The sequence below is a fragment of the Pseudomonas sp. WS 5078 genome (assembly GCF_012985745.1).
GTDB classification, from domain to species: Bacteria; Pseudomonadota; Gammaproteobacteria; order Pseudomonadales; family Pseudomonadaceae; genus Aquipseudomonas; species Aquipseudomonas lundensis_A.
The window spans coordinates 129,591-146,573 of record NZ_JAAQWX010000004.1; the positions used below are offsets into that span (position 1 = coordinate 129,591).

At 60.6% G+C, this 16,983-nt stretch carries 17 protein-coding genes; 15 read left to right on the top strand and 2 right to left on the bottom strand.

Features of this window, described 5'->3' with window-relative positions:
• Positions 1-86: 86 nt before the first annotated feature.
• From HBN68_RS07765 to HBN68_RS07835, 15 genes are all read left to right on the top strand, one after another.
• Positions 87-356, top strand: a complete 270-nt coding sequence (locus HBN68_RS07765) for a short-chain dehydrogenase (RefSeq protein ID WP_169963505.1) — start codon at positions 87-89, stop codon at positions 354-356.
• A 221-nt stretch (positions 357-577) separates the two neighbouring features.
• On the top strand, positions 578-2,707 hold the full coding sequence (gene flhA, locus HBN68_RS07770; protein ID WP_094992387.1) for a flagellar biosynthesis protein FlhA: 2,130 nt from the start codon (positions 578-580) through the stop codon (positions 2,705-2,707).
• Between the two features lie 10 nt (positions 2,708-2,717).
• On the top strand, positions 2,718-4,031 hold the full coding sequence (gene flhF / locus HBN68_RS07775; protein WP_169963503.1) for a flagellar biosynthesis protein FlhF: 1,314 nt from the start codon (positions 2,718-2,720) through the stop codon (positions 4,029-4,031).
• A 119-nt stretch (positions 4,032-4,150) separates the two neighbouring features.
• Positions 4,151-4,984 (top strand): flagellar synthesis regulator FleN, encoded by an 834-nt coding sequence (gene fleN / locus HBN68_RS07780; RefSeq protein WP_094992269.1) that lies wholly within the window; start codon positions 4,151-4,153, stop codon positions 4,982-4,984.
• The gene (gene fliA, locus HBN68_RS07785; RefSeq protein ID WP_048366258.1) at positions 4,981-5,721 is read left to right on the top strand and encodes an RNA polymerase sigma factor FliA; all 741 of its coding nucleotides are present in this window, start codon (positions 4,981-4,983) and stop codon (positions 5,719-5,721) included. Before fleN ends, fliA begins: the two co-directional genes overlap by 4 nt.
• A gap of 207 nt (positions 5,722-5,928) precedes the next feature.
• Complete coding sequence (locus tag HBN68_RS07790; protein WP_162199707.1) at positions 5,929-6,300, top strand: chemotaxis response regulator CheY; 372 nt, start codon at positions 5,929-5,931, stop codon at positions 6,298-6,300.
• A 21-nt stretch (positions 6,301-6,321) separates the two neighbouring features.
• Positions 6,322-7,110: a protein phosphatase CheZ gene (locus HBN68_RS07795; RefSeq protein WP_094992268.1), complete on the top strand. Its 789-nt coding sequence runs from the start codon at positions 6,322-6,324 to the stop codon at positions 7,108-7,110.
• An 11-nt stretch (positions 7,111-7,121) separates the two neighbouring features.
• A complete protein-coding gene (locus tag HBN68_RS07800) occupies positions 7,122-9,368 on the top strand; it encodes a chemotaxis protein CheA (RefSeq protein WP_094992267.1) in 2,247 nt (748 codons plus the stop codon).
• A 49-nt stretch (positions 9,369-9,417) separates the two neighbouring features.
• Positions 9,418-10,557: a chemotaxis response regulator protein-glutamate methylesterase gene (locus HBN68_RS07805; protein ID WP_094992266.1), complete on the top strand. Its 1,140-nt coding sequence runs from the start codon at positions 9,418-9,420 to the stop codon at positions 10,555-10,557.
• On the top strand, positions 10,557-11,297 hold the full coding sequence (locus tag HBN68_RS07810) for a flagellar motor protein (protein WP_094992265.1): 741 nt from the start codon (positions 10,557-10,559) through the stop codon (positions 11,295-11,297). The genes HBN68_RS07805 and HBN68_RS07810 overlap by 1 nt, the downstream gene beginning before the upstream one ends.
• A gap of 15 nt (positions 11,298-11,312) precedes the next feature.
• Complete coding sequence (gene motD / locus HBN68_RS07815) at positions 11,313-12,203, top strand: flagellar motor protein MotD (protein WP_169963501.1); 891 nt, start codon at positions 11,313-11,315, stop codon at positions 12,201-12,203.
• Positions 12,204-12,254: 51 nt separating this feature from the next.
• The gene (locus HBN68_RS07820; RefSeq protein ID WP_169963499.1) at positions 12,255-13,043 is read left to right on the top strand and encodes a ParA family protein; all 789 of its coding nucleotides are present in this window, start codon (positions 12,255-12,257) and stop codon (positions 13,041-13,043) included.
• Positions 13,044-13,127: 84 nt separating this feature from the next.
• The gene (locus HBN68_RS07825; protein ID WP_169963497.1) at positions 13,128-13,949 is read left to right on the top strand and encodes a CheW domain-containing protein; all 822 of its coding nucleotides are present in this window, start codon (positions 13,128-13,130) and stop codon (positions 13,947-13,949) included.
• An 80-nt stretch (positions 13,950-14,029) separates the two neighbouring features.
• Positions 14,030-14,512 carry a chemotaxis protein CheW gene (locus HBN68_RS07830; protein WP_094992261.1) on the top strand — a complete coding sequence of 161 codons (483 nt, stop codon included), beginning with the start codon at positions 14,030-14,032 and terminating at the stop codon, positions 14,510-14,512.
• Positions 14,513-14,905 carry a DUF2802 domain-containing protein gene (locus tag HBN68_RS07835; protein WP_094992260.1) on the top strand — a complete coding sequence of 131 codons (393 nt, stop codon included), beginning with the start codon at positions 14,513-14,515 and terminating at the stop codon, positions 14,903-14,905.
• A gap of 52 nt (positions 14,906-14,957) precedes the next feature.
• Here the strand turns inward: HBN68_RS07835 and HBN68_RS07840 are convergent, their stop codons facing one another.
• Positions 14,958-15,275 (bottom strand): EscU/YscU/HrcU family type III secretion system export apparatus switch protein, encoded by a 318-nt coding sequence (locus tag HBN68_RS07840; RefSeq protein WP_094992259.1) that lies wholly within the window; start codon positions 15,273-15,275, stop codon positions 14,958-14,960.
• Complete coding sequence (locus HBN68_RS07845) at positions 15,272-16,843, bottom strand: flagellar hook-length control protein FliK (protein ID WP_169963495.1); 1,572 nt, start codon at positions 16,841-16,843, stop codon at positions 15,272-15,274. The genes HBN68_RS07840 and HBN68_RS07845 overlap by 4 nt, the downstream gene beginning before the upstream one ends.
• Positions 16,844-16,983 lie beyond the last annotated feature (140 nt).

Below are 16,983 nucleotides of genomic sequence, written 5' to 3' on the forward strand. Positions count from 1 at the left end.
AACCGGTTCGCCAACCCGCGCACAGCTGCCACCCCTTTGTTTGGCGACGAAAGGTGGCTTATGCATCTAACCATTGGACTTTCCTCATGCCGAACGCTCCCTATATCCCGCTGACTGCCATCGATTGCACCATCCCCACCTTACTGATTGACCGCAATGCTCCGCTGGACGTGCTTCATGCCAACGCCGCTGCACGCGTATTGGCCGTCACGCAGTTGATGGAAACCTTCGCCGCTCGCGATGTGGAAAACGCAGACGCGGTGGATCTCAAGCACCTGGCCACCACGGCCATGCTATTGCTGCGCGATGGGTGTGACCTGCTGGATGTGCTGGGGTGGCGGCTCAGGCCGGCGTAACGGCCCACCCCAGGCCCATGCGCGGGTGAGCGGCTATTTCACCCGCGCACGCCCGGTGCCTGCACCGGTCGTCAGTGGATCAGGGAGCAAGCGCGGGCGCTGGAATTCAGGGCTTTTTCATTCTGATGTGGCCATTTGCCAAAGTTGGAAGGGTTCTTGCAAAGGCAGGCTCCACGGCGCACATGGCGTCAAAAGTTTGCTAAAGGTTTCCCGCAATGTCATTGGATCGCTCTCAGTTAATCAACACCGCACGCAACGGTCTGACCGGTTTGGGTCAGGGGCAGTTGGGCGTGCCGTTGTTGTTGCTGGTGATGCTGGCCATGATGATGTTGCCTATTCCGGCATTCCTGCTGGATGTGTTCTTTACCTTCAACATTGCCCTGTCGATTGTGGTGCTGCTGGTTTGTGTGTACGCCTTGCGTCCGCTGGATTTCGCGGTATTCCCGACCATTCTGCTGGTGGCGACACTGATGCGCCTGGCGCTCAACGTGGCGTCGACCCGGGTGGTGATGCTCCACGGTCAAGAGGGGCACGGCGCCGCCGGTAAGGTGATTCAGGCCTTCGGTGAAGTGGTGATCGGCGGCAATTACGTGGTCGGTATCGTGGTGTTCGCGATTTTGATGATCATCAACTTCGTGGTGGTCACCAAGGGCGCCGGGCGTATCTCGGAGGTCAGCGCACGTTTTACCCTCGATGCCATGCCCGGTAAGCAAATGGCCATTGACGCCGACCTCAACGCCGGTTTGATCGATCAGAACCAGGCCAAGGCCCGCCGTCAGGAAGTCGCGCAAGAGGCTGAGTTTTACGGCTCGATGGACGGTGCCAGCAAATTCGTACGCGGCGACGCCATCGCCGGTCTGTTGATTCTGTTCATCAACTTGATCGGTGGCATGGCCGTCGGCATGTTCCAGCACGGCATGTCGTTTGGCGAGGCCGGTAAGGTCTATGCGCTGTTGACCATCGGTGACGGTTTGGTGGCGCAACTGCCTTCGCTGTTGCTGTCCACGGCCGCCGCGATCATGGTGACCCGTGCGTCGGGCTCCGAAGAGATGGGCAAGCAGATCAGCCGCCAGATGTTCGCCTCGCCCAAGGCGCTGGCGGTGTCCGCCGGGTTGATGGCCGTGATGGGCGCCGTGCCCGGCATGCCGCACTTCGCGTTCTTGAGCCTGGCCGCCGTCTCCGGTGGCGTGGCGTATTTGATGTGGAAGAAGCAAAACGTGGTCAAGGCTCAGGCGCTGCAAGAGGTTCAGCGCCAACAGGAACTGCTGCCGTCGCCTGCCCGTGCGCAAGACACCAAAGAGCTGGGCTGGGATGACGTAACCCCCATCGACATGATCGGTCTGGAAGTGGGCTACCGCTTGATCCCGCTGGTGGACCGCAACCAGGGTGGCCAATTGCTGGCGCGGATCAAGGGCGTGCGCAAGAAGCTGTCCCAGGATCTGGGCTTTTTGATGCCGACCGTGCACATCCGCGACAACCTCGACCTGGCGCCCAGCGCCTACCGCTTGACCCTGATGGGGGTGATTCTGGCCGAGGCTGAGATCTACCCCGACCGCGAGCTCGCGATCAACCCCGGTCAGGTGTTCGGCACGTTGAACGGCATTACTGCCAAAGACCCGGCCTTTGGGCTCGAAGCGGTGTGGATCGAAGTCAGCCAGCGCAGTCAGGCGCAATCGCTGGGCTACACCGTGGTGGACGCTAGCACCGTGGTGGCCACGCATTTGAACCAGATCCTCTACAAGCACTCTCATGAGCTGATTGGCCATGAAGAAGTGCAGCAGTTGATGCAGTTGCTGGCCAAAGCCTCGCCTAAACTGGCTGAAGAGTTGGTGCCGGGTGTGCTGAGCCTGTCGCAGCTGCTCAAAGTGTTGCAGGCGCTGTTGGCCGAACAGGTGCCGGTGCGCGACATTCGTAGCATTGCCGAAGCTGTCGCGAACAATGCGCACAAGAGTCAAGATACCGCCGCTTTGGTCGCGGCCGTGCGCGTTGGTTTGTCCCGCGCCATCGTCCAAAGCATTGTAGGCGTTGAGTCTGAGCTGCCAGTTATCACGCTGGAGCCAAGGTTGGAACAAATATTGCTCAATAGTCTGCAGAAGGCAGGGCAAGGTCAGGAAGAGGGCGTTCTGCTGGAGCCGAGCATGGCTGAAAAACTGCAGCGTTCGTTGATCGACGCCGCACAACGCCAAGAGATGCAAGGCAATCCGGTGATCCTGCTGGTGGCCGGCCCGGTCCGCGCGATGCTGTCGCGGTTTGGCCGTTTGGCCGTGCCGAACCTGCATGTGCTGGCGTACCAGGAAATCCCTGACAACAAGCAAGTCACCATCGTTGCGACAGTAGGCCCGAACGGCTGAGGTTTGGTTTATGCAAGTGAAGCGTTTTTTCGCCGCCGATATGCGTCAGGCCATGAAACTGGTTCGTGATGAGCTGGGGGCTGATGCCGCCATTATTGGTAACCGCCGCATTGCCGGCGGTGTCGAGTTGACCGCTGCGCTGGACTACAAATTGTCTGCGCTGGCGCCCCGTGTGCCGAATGTCGAACTTGAAGAAGAGCTGCGCAAGACCCAGTCGCGCATCGTGTCGGCCCAGGCCGAGTTGAGCATGCGTGCCGAGGGCGAGTCGGATGTCAGTCGGCAGTTGTTTGCCGGTCTGCCCCTGACCGCTGCTGAGCCGCTGATTGAGCCGACCTTCGAAGAGCCGCCGCGTCCCGCAGCCCCGGCCGCGCCGAGCATGGATCAACGCGCCTTCGACACCATGCGCTTTGAGCTCAATGGGTTGCGCGAGTTGCTGGAAGTGCAGTTGGGCTCGTTGGCCTGGAATCAGTTGCAAGGCAGCAAACCGGCGCAAGCCAATTTGTGGCGCCGTTTGCAACGCATTGGCTTGTCGGGCCCGCTGGCCCGTGACTTGCTGGAGCAAGTGACCGAAATTGACGAGCCGCGTCAGGCCTGGCGCATGCTGTTGGCGCATTTGGCCCGCATGATCGCGACCCCTGAAGTCGAGCCGCTCGAAGACGGTGGTGTGATCGCCATGGTCGGCCCGGCCGGCATGGGCAAGACCACCACGCTGGCCAAGCTGGCGGCGCGTTATGTACTCAAGTACGGCGCGCAAAACATCGCGTTGGTGAGCATGGACAGCTACCGGATCGGCGCGCAGGAGCAACTTAAAACCCTGGGCCGGATCCTCAATGTGCCGGTCACGCACGTGGCGCCCGGCCAATCGTTGGGGCAAACCCTGGAGCCGCTGGTGCGCAAGCGCGTGGTGCTGGTGGACACCGCGGGCCTGCAAGCCAGTGACCCGGCGCTGCGCTTGCAGCTCGAAAGCCTGGCGGGGCGCGGCATTAAATCCAAAAACTATCTGGTATTGGCCACCACCAGTCAGAAACAAGTGCTGGCGGCGGCGTACCACAGTTATAAACGTTGCGGGCTGGCCGGTTGCATCCTGACCAAACTGGATGAAACGGCGAGCCTTGGTGAAGTATTGAGTCTGGCCATCAGCCACGAGCTGCCAGTGGCCTATCTCACGGACGGTCCGCGTATCCCGGACGATCTCCATTTGCCGCGTCGTCACCAGTTGGTGAGCCGTGCGGTGAGTGTGCAAATGCAGGAAGAACCCAGCGAAGAGGCCATGGCCGACATGTTCGCTGATATCTACCACAGCCCTTCCAAACGGGTCGGCTGAGGCATTGATGATTACGTTGGAATGTACCTACATTGATGGTCTGCACATCCTGTTCCCGTTGAGGAACCCGCAGCCAACCTGTGTAGCCGCGTCTAAGTAAGACAAGGTAAAGAAAGATCATGGGCAGCATGCATCCCGTACAGGTGATCGCAGTGACCGGCGGCAAGGGTGGCGTCGGTAAAACTAACGTTTCAGTCAACTTGTCGCTGGCTCTTGCCGAGCTGGGCAGACGAGTGATGTTGCTGGATGCTGACCTGGGGTTGGCAAACGTCGACGTACTGCTGGGGCTGACCCCCAAATACACCCTGGCCGATGTGGTCGAGGGCCGTTGCGAGCTACGCGATGTGCTGCTGCCTGGCCCTGGCGGGATTCGTATCGTGCCGGCGGCGTCGGGCACTCAAAGTATGGTTCACCTGAGTCCGGCCCAGCATGCGGGGCTGATTCAGGCCTTCAGCGAGATCGGTGACAACCTGGACGTGCTGGTGATCGACACGGCCGCCGGGATTGGCGACTCAGTGGTCAGCTTTGTGCGCGCTGCGCAGGAAGTGCTGTTGGTGGTCTGCGACGAACCGACCTCGATCACTGACGCCTATGCGTTGATCAAACTGCTCAACCGGGACTACGGCATGAACCGCTTCCGCGTGCTGGCCAACATGGCGCAGAGCCCGCAGGAAGGGCGCAACCTGTTCGCCAAGCTGACCAAAGTCACCGACCGCTTTCTGGACGTAGCCCTGCAATACGTGGGCGCCGTGCCGTACGACGAAAGTGTGCGCAAGGCTGTGCAAAAGCAGCGCGCTGTGTACGAAGCGTTCCCGCGCTCTAAATGCTCGCTGGCGTTCAAGGCCATTGCGCAGAAAGTTGACACTTGGCCATTGCCTGCCAATCCCCGTGGGCACCTGGAGTTCTTTGTTGAGCGCCTGGTGCAGCAAACCAATGTAGGTACGTCTCCATGACAGCAAGCGGCTATCGCATGTACAGCAAGTCATCGCGCGACAGTCAGTACGAGCTGATCGAACGCTACGCCCCTTTGGTCAAGCGCATTGCCTACCACCTGCTGGCGCGTCTGCCGGCCAGTGTGCAAGTTGAAGATTTGATTCAGGCCGGCATGATCGGCCTGCTCGAAGTCTCGACCAAATACGACGCCAGCAAAGGTGCAAGTTTCGAAACCTACGCGGGTATTCGCATCCGTGGCGCGATGCTTGATGAAGTGCGAAAGGGTGACTGGGCTCCCCGCTCGGTCCACCGCAACACACGCATGGTCAGCGACGCAATTCGGGCAATTGAAGCAAAAACCGGCTGTGACGCTAAAGATCACGAAGTTGCGGCCGAACTCAATTTAAGCCTTGATGATTATTACGCCATTTTGAATGACACCTTGGGCAGCCGCCTGTTCAGCTTCGACGACCTGTTGCAGGACGGCGAGCATGAAGGGCTGCACGAGGACGGCGCCAGTGCGCACCTTGAGCCGTCGCGGGACCTGGAAGACGAGCGTTTCCAGGCTGCGTTGGCCGAAGCGATCGCCAACTTGCCGGAGCGCGAGCGGCTGGTGCTGGCGCTGTACTACGACGAAGAACTCAACCTCAAGGAAATCGGTGAGGTGCTGGGCGTGAGCGAGTCGCGTGTCAGCCAGTTGCACAGCCAGTGTGCCGCGCGTTTGCGCGGGCGCCTGGCGGAATGGCGAGCGCGCTGATACGCCGCCGTCCACACGATTTACCCCCTGTAGCCGCTGCCGCAGGCTGCGATAAGGCCGCAAGACCTTCTGTCACAGACGGTCGCTGCATCCGCGTCGCGGTCGGCGGTGGCGGCTACAGGGTTAAGGTTTACTGAATTGATTGAATGGCGCGCCCAGGTGCTGGGCGCGTTTTAAGACTGCTTGGAGGTCGAATTGGACAAGAATATGAAAATCCTCATCGTTGATGATTTTTCGACGATGCGGCGGATCATTAAAAACCTGCTGCGTGACCTGGGGTTCACCAATACCGTCGAGGCCGATGATGGCACCACGGCGATACCGATCCTCAATCAAGGTCATATCGACTTTCTGGTAACGGACTGGAACATGCCGGGCATGACCGGCATTGATCTGCTGCGCCACGTGCGCGCGGATGAAAAACTCAAGCACATGCCCGTGCTGATGGTGACTGCCGAAGCCAAGCGCGAGCAAATCATCGAAGCGGCGCAAGCCGGTGTTAACGGCTATGTCGTCAAGCCGTTCACTGCCTTGGCACTCAAAGAGAAGATCGAAAAGATCTTCGAACGCATCGGTTGATCGACTCGCCACGGGGGCGTTATGGAGCATAAAGAGGCTAGCCAGGGCGATTTTGAATCGACCTTGAAAAAACATGCTCGCGAGTTGGTCGACAGCCTTGAAAAAGGCCAGTTTGGCGACGCTGTGCAGCTGATTCACGAATTGAACCAGACCCGCGACCGGGGCCTGTACCGCGAAGTCGGCAAGCTGACGCGCGAGCTGCACAGTGCAATCGTCAACTTCCACATTGACCCGCACATGCCGCAAGCCGAAGAAGTGTCGCAGATCACGGATGCCACGGAACGTTTGTCGTATGTTGTGCGTTTAACGGAAGCGGCGGCCAACCGCACCATGGACCTGGTGGAGAACAGCACGCCCGTGGTCAACAGCCTGGGCGCCGAAGCCAAAACCTTGAGTGCGGAGTGGGGGCGCTTCATGCGTCGCGAGCTCAGTGCCGAGGAATTTCGAGATCTGGCGCGCCGGGTTGACGGTTTTCTGACGCGTAGCGAAGAAGAAAGCCACGTGGTCTCCGCCAACCTGAACGATATTTTGTTGGCTCAGGATTACCAGGACCTCACCGGTCAAGTGATCAAACGGGTCACGCAGCTGGTAACCGAAGTTGAAAGCAATCTGCTCAAACTGGTGCTGATGGCCAGTCAGGTTGACCGTTTCGCAGGGATCGAGCATGACCGCGAAGCACTGCGGGCTGAAAATAATCCGCAAAAAAACCTGGCGCAGGGTGAAGGTCCGCAGATTCATGCCGATAAGCGTGATGACGTCGTGTCCGGTCAGGACGATGTAGACGATTTGCTTTCAAGTCTTGGATTCTAAGGAGCACGTACATGAGCTTCGGCGCCGATGAAGAAATCCTTCAGGATTTCCTGGTTGAAGCCGGCGAAATTCTAGAGCAGTTGTCCGAACAACTGGTCGAGCTGGAAAGCCGACCGGATGATGCCGACCTGCTCAATGCAATTTTTCGCGGTTTTCACACTGTAAAAGGGGGCGCCGGCTTCCTCCAGCTCAACGAGCTGGTGGAGTGCTGTCACATCGCCGAGAACGTGTTCGACATCCTGCGCAAGGGTGAACGGCACGTCGATTCGGAGCTGATGGACGTGATCCTGGAAGCGCTGGACGCGGTCAACGGCATGTTCAGTGAAGTGCGCGAACGCGCACCGATCACGGCCGCGACGCCGGAGTTGCTGGCTGCCCTGGCGCGTTTGGCCGAGCCTGCGGCGGCACAAGCTGCCCCGGTGGTTGAGCCAGCCGCCGTGGCGCCTGCACCGCAACCGGTGGCCGAAGACAGCGGTGACATCACCGATAACGAATTCGAGCTGTTGCTGGACTCGCTGAATGCGGTCAAAGCTGAAGCAGCGGCTGGCGGGTCTGCGGTTGCTGCGGCGCCCGTTACCGCGCCTGGACAGTCGGCTTCATCTGCCCCTGCCAGCGACGAAATTTCTGACGCCGAGTTTGAGTCGTTGCTGGACCAGTTGCACGGCAAAGGTCAGTTTGCACCAGACGCCGTGGCTGCCACGCCTGCGGCTCAACCCGCAGAACCGGCCGCGACTGCCAGTAACGAAATCACCGACGACGAATTCGAAGCGTTGCTCGATCAGTTGCACGGTAAAGGCTCGTTCAGTGCCGATGCGCTGGATGCCTCGGCCTCCGTGGCGCCTGAGGCACCGGCGGCTGCCGCACCGGCCAACCCGGACCACATCACCGATCACGAATTTGAATCGTTGCTCGACGAGTTGCACGGCAAGGGCAAGTTCACCGAAGTCCCCGCCCAGCCTGTCGCGGCCAAACCCGCTGCGGCGCCTGCGGCAGCGGCCGCTGTGGCCAGCAAGCCTGAACCGGCAGCACGCCCGGTCGCCCCGGCCCGCGCGGCAGCGGCCCACCCGGACAAACCGGCCGCCTCGGAAGCGGAAACCACAGTGCGGGTCGACACGGCGCGCCTGGACGACATCATGAACATGGTCGGTGAGTTGGTGCTGGTGCGTAACCGTTTGGTGCGCCTGGGCCTCAACAGCAATGACGAAGCCATGTCCAAGGCGGTCTCCAACCTCGACGTGGTGACCGCAGACCTGCAAACCGCGGTGATGAAGACCCGGATGCAGCCCATCAAGAAAGTGTTCGGTCGCTTCCCGCGACTGGTTCGCGATCTGGCCCGTCAGCTCAAGAAAGAAATCACCCTTGAGCTGGTGGGCGAAGAAACCGACCTGGACAAGAACCTGGTAGAAGCCCTGGCCGACCCGCTGGTTCACTTGGTGCGCAACGCGGTCGACCACGGCTGCGAAACCCCGGAAGAGCGCGAAGCGGCAGGCAAGTCTCGCTGCGGCAAGGTAATCCTTTCGGCCGAACAGGAAGGCGACCACATCCTGCTGTCCATCTCCGATGACGGCAAAGGCATGGACGCCAATATTCTGCGCGGCATTGCCGTGAAGAAAGGCCTGATGGACAAGGACGCCGCCGATCGCCTGAGCGAGTCCGACTGTTACAACCTGATTTTTGCGCCGGGGTTCTCGACCAAAACCGAGATTTCCGACGTGTCGGGCCGTGGCGTGGGCATGGACGTGGTGAAAACCAAAATCGCCCAGCTCAACGGCTCGCTGAACATCTATTCGACCCTGGGCCAGGGTTCGAAGATTGTGATCAAGGTGCCGCTGACCCTGGCGATCATGCCGACCCTGATGGTGATGCTGGGCAATCAGGCCTTCGCCTTCCCGCTGGTCAACGTGAACGAGATTTTCCACCTCGACCTGTCGCGCACCAATGTGGTGGACGGCCAGGAAGTGGTGATTGTGCGCGACAAGGCGCTGCCATTGTTCTACCTCAAGCGCTGGCTGGTGGCGTCGGCTGCCCACGAAGAGCAGCGCGAAGGGCATGTGGTGATTCTGTCGGTGGGCACCCAGCGCATCGGCTTTGTGGTCGATCAGTTGGTCGGTCAGGAAGAAGTGGTCATCAAACCGTTGGGCAAAATGCTCCAGGGCACGCCTGGCATGTCGGGCGCCACCATTACCGGTGATGGCCGTATTGCCTTGATTCTGGATGTTCCGAGCATGCTCAAACGCTACGCCGCACGGCGTATTTGATTCTGGTGGAGCGGGGCGGTTGCGTCCCGCGCCGCCTAACGGAGTGTTTATGGTAGTCAAGGTCCTGGTGGTGGATGATTCCGGTTTTTTCCGCCGCCGTGTCTCGGAGATTCTGTCCGCTGACCCGACGATTCAAGTGATCGGCACCGCCACCAATGGCAAAGAGGCGATTGATCAGGCGCTGGCGCTCAAGCCGGACGTGATCACCATGGACTACGAGATGCCGATGATGGACGGCATCACGGCCGTGCGTCACATCATGCAGAAGTGTCCGACCCCGGTGTTGATGTTCTCTTCCCTGACCCATGAAGGTGCCCGCGTTACGCTGGATGCACTGGACGCCGGGGCAGTGGATTTCCTGCCGAAAAATTTCGAAGACATCTCGCGCAACCCCGAGAAGGTCAAGCAATTGCTGTGCGAGAAGGTGCACACCATCTCGCGCAGCAATCGCCGGTTTTCCGGCTATGGCGCTTCGCAGCCGCCAGCGCCGTCGCCTGCACCACGTCCGGCGGTCAGCGGTTTCGCGCCTGCGGCCACGCCTGCGTCCCCGGCACCGACCCGCACCACGCCGATTGCCAGCCGCAGTGCACCGGCGGCAACCCCGACTTCGCCAGCGCCCAAGCGCAAAGCCTACAAACTGGTAGCGATTGGCACCTCCACGGGTGGGCCTGTGGCCTTGCAACGGGTCCTGACCCAACTGCCGGGCAACTTCCCGGCGCCCATCGTGCTGGTGCAACACATGCCTGCAGCGTTCACCAAGGCGTTTGCCGAGCGGCTGGACAAGCTGTGCCGCATTAGTGTGAAAGAAGCCGAAGACGGCGATATGTTGCGTCCGGGCCTTGCGCTACTGGCGCCGGGCGGCAAGCAGATGATGATCGACGGCCGTGGCGCGGTACGCATCCTGCCGGGCGATGAGCGTCTGAATTACAAGCCGTGTGTGGACATCACCTTCGGTTCAGCGGCCAAGTCCTACGGCGACAAAGTGCTGGCAGTGGTGTTGACCGGTATGGGGGCCGACGGCCGTGAAGGCGCGCGCTTGCTCAAGCAGGGCGGCAGCAATGTCTGGGCGCAGGACGAGGCCAGTTGTGTGATTTACGGCATGCCCATGGCCATCGTCAAAGCCAACCTGGCGGATGCGGTGTACAGCCTGGATGACATCGGCAAGCACTTGGTCGAGGCGTGTCACTGATGGATGTACTGAGCCTGATCGGCATCATCATGGCCTTCGTGGCCATCATCGGTGGTAACTACCTCGAAGGCGGCCATCTGGGCGCGCTGGCCAATGGCCCGGCGGCCCTGATTGTGCTGGGTGGCACCATCGGCGCCGCGTTGTTGCAGTCGCCGCTGAGCGCGTTCAAGCGCGCCATGCAAACCGTGGTGTGGATTTTCTTCCCGCCGCACATCGATCTGGCTGGCGGCGTGGACCGCGTCGTCAACTGGAGCCTCACGGCGCGTAAAGAAGGCCTGTTGGGGCTGGAAGGCGTTGCAGATGCCGAACCCGACGATTATTCGCGCAAAGGCTTGCAATTGCTGGTCGATGGCGCTGAGCCCGAAGCCATCCGCAGCATTCTGGAAGTCGATTTCATGACCCAGGAGAGCCGCGATATCGAAGCCGCCAAGGTGTTCGAAAGCATGGGCGGCTATGCGCCGACCATCGGCATCATCGGTGCGGTGATGGGCTTGATCCACGTGATGGGCAATCTGGCCGACCCGACGCAGTTGGGCAGCGGTATCGCCGTGGCCTTCGTTGCCACTATCTATGGCGTGGCCAGTGCCAACCTGATTCTGTTGCCCATTGCCAGCAAGCTGAAGTCGATTGCCATGCGCCAGTCGCGTTACCGCGAAATGTTGCTCGAAGGCATTCTGTCGATCGCTGAAGGCGAGAACCCGCGTTCCATTGAGTTGAAGCTTCAGGGCTTCATGGATTAATGGAGAGTTTGCGCTATGTCCCGTCGCCGTCGGCAGCCTGAAGAACACGTCAATCACGAGCGCTGGCTGGTGTCCTATGCGGACTTCATCACCTTGCTGTTCGCGTTTTTCGTGGTCATGTATTCGATCTCTTCGATCAATGAAGGCAAATACAAAATCATCTCCCAGGCACTGGTGGGGGTGTTCAACGATGCCGAACGCACGATGAAGCCGATCCCGATTGGTGAGGAGCGGCCATTGACCACCCAGCCCGCCAAGCCTCTGGTCAAAGACAGCGAGCAGACGGATGCCGGCATCGGGCAGATCACCAGCGACCCGCTGAAAACCATTGCCGATGACATCACCAACGCGTTTGGCGACTTGATTGCGTCCAACCAGTTGACCGTGCGCGGCAATGAGTTGTGGGTCGAGATCGAGCTCAATTCCAGCTTGCTGTTTGGCAGCGGCGATGCGATGCCCAGCGATGTGGCGTTCAGCATCATCGACAAGGTGGCGGCGATCCTCAAACCGTTCGATAACCCGATCCACGTCGAAGGGTTTACGGACGACTTGCCGATCCGTACGGCGCAGTACCCCACCAACTGGGAACTGTCGTCAGCCCGTTCAGCGAGCATCGTGCGCATGCTCGCCATGCAAGGGGTCAACCCGGCCCGCATGGCGTCGGTGGGCTATGGCGAGTTTCAGCCAGTGGCCAATAACGCCACGCCAGAAGGCCGTGCACTGAACCGGCGGGTGGTGCTGGTGGTCTCGCGCAACCTGGATGTGCGCCGCAGCCTGACCGGCACCGGGACCGCCCATGCCACGCCGGATGCAGCCTTGAAGCGGGCTGGCACACAAACTGCACCGCCGGTATCAACGCCGCCGGTTCGCGGGAATGCCGTCAATTCTCCGTCGCCGGCCCTTTAACTGAATGCCAATTCTCGGCCAGGGTTTTTTGCCGCCGGGAGGAACACGCTAATGAGAGTCTGGGCAGTAGCCAATCAAAAAGGTGGCGTCGGTAAGACCACCACATCCATTGCTCTGGCCGGTTTGCTGGCCGAGGCGGGCAAGCGCGTGGTGGTGGTCGACCTGGACCCCCACGGCTCGATGACCAGTTACTTCGGTTACGACCCCGATGCCCTTGAGCACAGTAATTACGACCTGTTCCTGCACAAGGGGCAGGTGCCGGAAGGCTTGCCGGGGCAACTGTTGCTGCCGACCAGCCATGACCATATTTCGCTACTGCCTTCGAGTACGGCGCTGGCTACGCTGGAGCGCCAGTCGCCGGGCCAGAGCGGTCTGGGGCTGGTGATTGCGCGCGCGCTGGCGCAGCTTTGGCAAGACTACGATTACGCGATCATCGACAGCCCGCCGTTGCTGGGGGTGTTGATGGTGAATGCGCTGGCGGCCAGCCAGCAATTGGTGATTCCGGTGCAGACCGAACATTTGGCGGTCAAGGGCCTGGAGCGCATGGTCAATACGCTGGCAATGATTAACCGCTCGCGCAAGCAGGCGCTTCCGTTCAGCATCGTTCCGACCTTGTTCGACCGACGCACCCAGGCATCCATGAGCACCTTGCGGGTGCTGCGCGATTTGTACCCCGACACCATCTGGCAAGGTTACATCCCGGTGGACACGCGCTTGCGCGATGCCAGCCGGGCGGGCCTGGCACCCTCGCAATTTGACCCCAAGAGCCGTGGCGTGGTTGCGTATCGCGCCTTGCTCAAGCATTTGCTCAGCCGCCAGCTTTCACCGCAGGTGGCCTGAGGTGCCCATGCATTCAAGTAACAAAGTGATGCGGCCGATAACCTTCAAAGGTCACGCAAGCGCGTACGGGATGTGGGTCACGTTATGAAGCAACCTGTAATGATTCCTACGCGTCCGCAATTGGCGTTGCAGTCTTACCTCGACGGTTTGTTGCAAGAGGCCACTGAAGAGCTGTTGCTGGTCGAGCTTGAACCGATCATGCCGGTGCCGGTGCCGTTGGCAGAGCCGGTTGAGCGCGATGATTTTGCCGCCGCCGTGCTCGAAGAGCAGGTGCGCGATGCGGTGCCGTTGCGCACGCCTGAGGTTGTGCCTGCCGAGATTGCGCAGGTGGTCGACACGCAAGGCGCTGTGGCCCAGCCGCTGGTCGAGGTGCACCTGCCCGCCACGCCGGGCGGTAACGCGCCGCTGCGCAGCGACGGACGCCCGGCCTGGGCTGCCGAGCCTTTTGAATGCCTGTTGTTCGATGTGGCAGGGCTGACACTGGCCGTGCCGCTGGTGTGCCTGGGGTCGATTTATTCACTGGCCGGGCGTGAGTTGACGCCCTTATTCGGCCAGCCTGAATGGTTTCTCGGCATTCTGCCGAGTCAGAGTGGCAACCTCAAAGTGCTCGACACCGCGCGCTGGGTGATGCCCGACCGCTACCGCGACGATTTCCGCGAAGGTTTGCAGTATGTGATTTCGGTTCAGGGTTACGAATGGGGGCTGGCGGTGCATCAGGTCAGCCGTTCGTTGCGCCTGGACCCCAATGAAATTAAATGGCGCACCCAGCGTGGCCAGCGGCCATGGTTGGCGGGCACCGTGATTGAGCACATGTGCGCGCTGCTGGATGTGTCCGAACTGGCCGAGCTGATCGCCAGCGGCGCGGTCAAGCACATGAGCAAAGCGGCGCCCGTGCCACACACATAACACAACATTAACGACCGGGTCTCGGCGCGGTCAGACAGCACACTCGCCGCTTAAGCGGTATTTAGTCAGGGGTTTGGGGTATGAATCAGTCAAGTGCAAAGGCGTCGTCCGAAGATCCGATCCTGCAATGGGTTACCTTCAAGCTGGACAACGAGACCTACGGCATCAACGTGATGCAGGTCCAGGAAGTGTTGCGCTACACCGAAATCGCACCCGTGCCGGGTGCGCCTTCCTACGTGTTGGGCATCATCAACCTGCGCGGCAACGTGGTGACGGTGATTGACACCCGCCAGCGTTTTGGACTGTTGAACGCCGAGATTACTGACAACACGCGCATCGTGATCATTGAAGCCGACAAGCAAGTGGTCGGGATTCTGGTCGACAGCGTGGCGGAAGTGGTTTACCTGCGCCAGTCTGAGATTGAAACAGCGCCGAACGTGGGCAACGAAGAATCCGCCAAGTTTATCCAGGGCGTGTGCAACAAAAACAACGAACTGTTGATTTTGGTTGAGCTGGACAAAATGATGAGCGAAGAAGAATGGTCGGACCTGGAGAACATCTGATTGATGCTTGAGGGAGCGGTACTCGTCCTGGGCTTGTTGTGGTTGCTGACGGTGTGGATGTTCGTGTCCTACGTTCGCGGCCAGCGCCTGATCGCGGCACAACAGGCCGCAGGGGATGCGCTGCGCGATCAGCGCATCAAGGAACTGGGGCGGCGGCTGGACACTTACCAGAACGGCAGCGTGCAAATGGGCGAAGAATTGCATGAACTGCGCGCCGTGGTGGCACCGTTGCCTGAGAAGTTGACCCAGCTGGAACAGCGCGACCCGACCAGCCTGTCGTTTTCCCAGGCGGCGCGTCTGGTGGGCATGGGTGCCAGCATCGACGAACTGACCGAGTCCTGTGGCTTGACCCAGGCAGAGGCTGAGTTGATGAGCAAGATGCACAAAGGCTAGGCGTTCTGGATCTGGCACAGGTTTGCCCCGCGCTCTGCGGGGCAGGCGTGGGTCATTCGGGGGTGATGTCGCGCTCTTGCATGGGCGGGTTCGAATCAAAGCCAGTCGGAAATTTCCCTTTAAGCTGCCAGGCAAAGGCGATGATTTCAGCCAGTGTGCGGTACAACTCTTGCGGGATGCTGTCCCCCAGCTCCATGCGCGCCAGCAGTTTCACCAGCTCGGCATTCTCGTAAATCGGGACTTCATACTCGCGGGCGAGTTTGAGAATGGCTTCGGCCAGTTCGTCGTCGCCCTTGGCGGTGAGGGTCGGTGCCTGTTTGCCGTCATATTTGAGGGCAATCGCCTGACGCGGCGGGTTCGGTGTGCTCATGCGGTTTCGTCCACCCAGCGTTGTTCCAGTGGCCTGTGGTTGCCCTGAGGCGGTGTGCCCTGATGGCAGTCGAGGTCGGTCACGCTCAGGCCAGCGTCGTTCAGGCGCTGGCGCAAGAGGCCGAGTTGGCTTTCGATCAGGTCTGCGGTGAAGGCGTGTTGCGCCCAGAGTTGCCCCGACAGGTTGCCGCGCAACAGTTGCGCCTGCACGTGCAGCGGCCCGAGCGGGGCGAGGTCGAAGGCGAGTTCCACGCGCCACAGCGCGTCTTTGATTTCGCGGGTTTCACGCTTGTCTTCCGGGGCTTGTTCGGGCGGGTCTTCGCGCTGGAATTTCACTTGCAGTGGCACGATGTCGTGGGCGTTGCGCATGGGGATTTCCAGCTGCCAGGTGGTGAGGACGCCGCCGTCCGGGGTGCGACCGCTTTGTTCCAGACTGGAGAGTTGGTGGCTTTGCAGGCGGGAAATGGCGGCCGCCGCCAGTTTTAACAGGCTTTCGAGGCTGTCGTCACCTTCTGCGCTTTGCAGGGTACGGCCAGGCAGCGGGAAGCCGCCCGGTTGGGGCTTGGCACTGACCTGACCGAGCATGCCCAGGGCGTTGCGCACAAAGGTGGGCATGGCTTGGGCCTGTGCGCTGGCGGCCATGCCGGGGTTGAACGCACTGCTGGACGGAATGCCCGGTGCGATCTGGGCAATCAGGCGCAGCAAGGTGGCTTTGAGGTCGGGGGCCAGGCTTTGCGCTTGGCCGCCCAGCAGCTTGGCCTCAAGAAACCCTCCGCTGTTGAGCAGGGCATCGCTCAGGCCTTTGCCGGTGCTTAAGTGCGCAGGTGTTGGCAAGCTTGCGAGCAGTTTGTCGATGGACGCTCGCACGTCGGCGGGCAACGTGTCGCCGGGTGGCAGTTTTTGCAAGGCATTCAGCAGCCCTTCGAGCGAGCCCTGCGCGCGCTGTTGTGTGACCAGTTGTTGCGCAATCGCCAGTTGATCCTGTCGCCCGCTCAGGGGCACGAAATTGAGACTTTGCTCGCCTTGCACCCTGGCCGTGAGCAGGCTGCCGATGCGCAAGGGGTGCGGGCTGTCCAGTGCCAGCGTGGTGCCGCTCAGCGCGGTGTTGAGCAGGGTCACCAGTGAGCGGTAAAGGGCGGGCTGGCCCGTGGGTTGCGGCACGGGTTGGGTGGTCAGCACTTTGCCTTGCAGCAAGGTGCCTACCGGCAGTTGCCCGGTGTCGAGGCGGGTGAGGGTGGCGACACTGCTACTCAGTGCCTGCTGCACGCTGATGGCCAGGCTGCCGGAGGTCGGTTGGGTGACGGCCAGTTGCGTGCCTTGCGGCAAGGGAAACGGGCTGTTGGCTTGCACATGGGTTTGGCGCCCGCCCGCCAGTGTGAGTTTGAGCAACAGTTGAAACGCGAGGTTGTCCTGCTTGAGCGATAGCACTTCGGCCTGGGCGCTTTGGCCGGGGCCAATCAAGCCATCGAGGGGCTGCAACAATTTCAGCAGTTCACCGCCCACCACGCCTGCACGTGCACCGTTTGCCACGGCGGCTGGGAGCGGAGGAATATTCATGTCGCCTTTCATCGTTACAACCTGTCGAAATTGCCCTCTTTAGAGTAGGACATGGCATGTATAATGCCGCCCCGTCGTTCAGAGGGCAGCAAAACTTCAAAATTGTTTGATCCAGCTCTCTGAAACAGGCCGCAAATGCATTTATCCTGCAT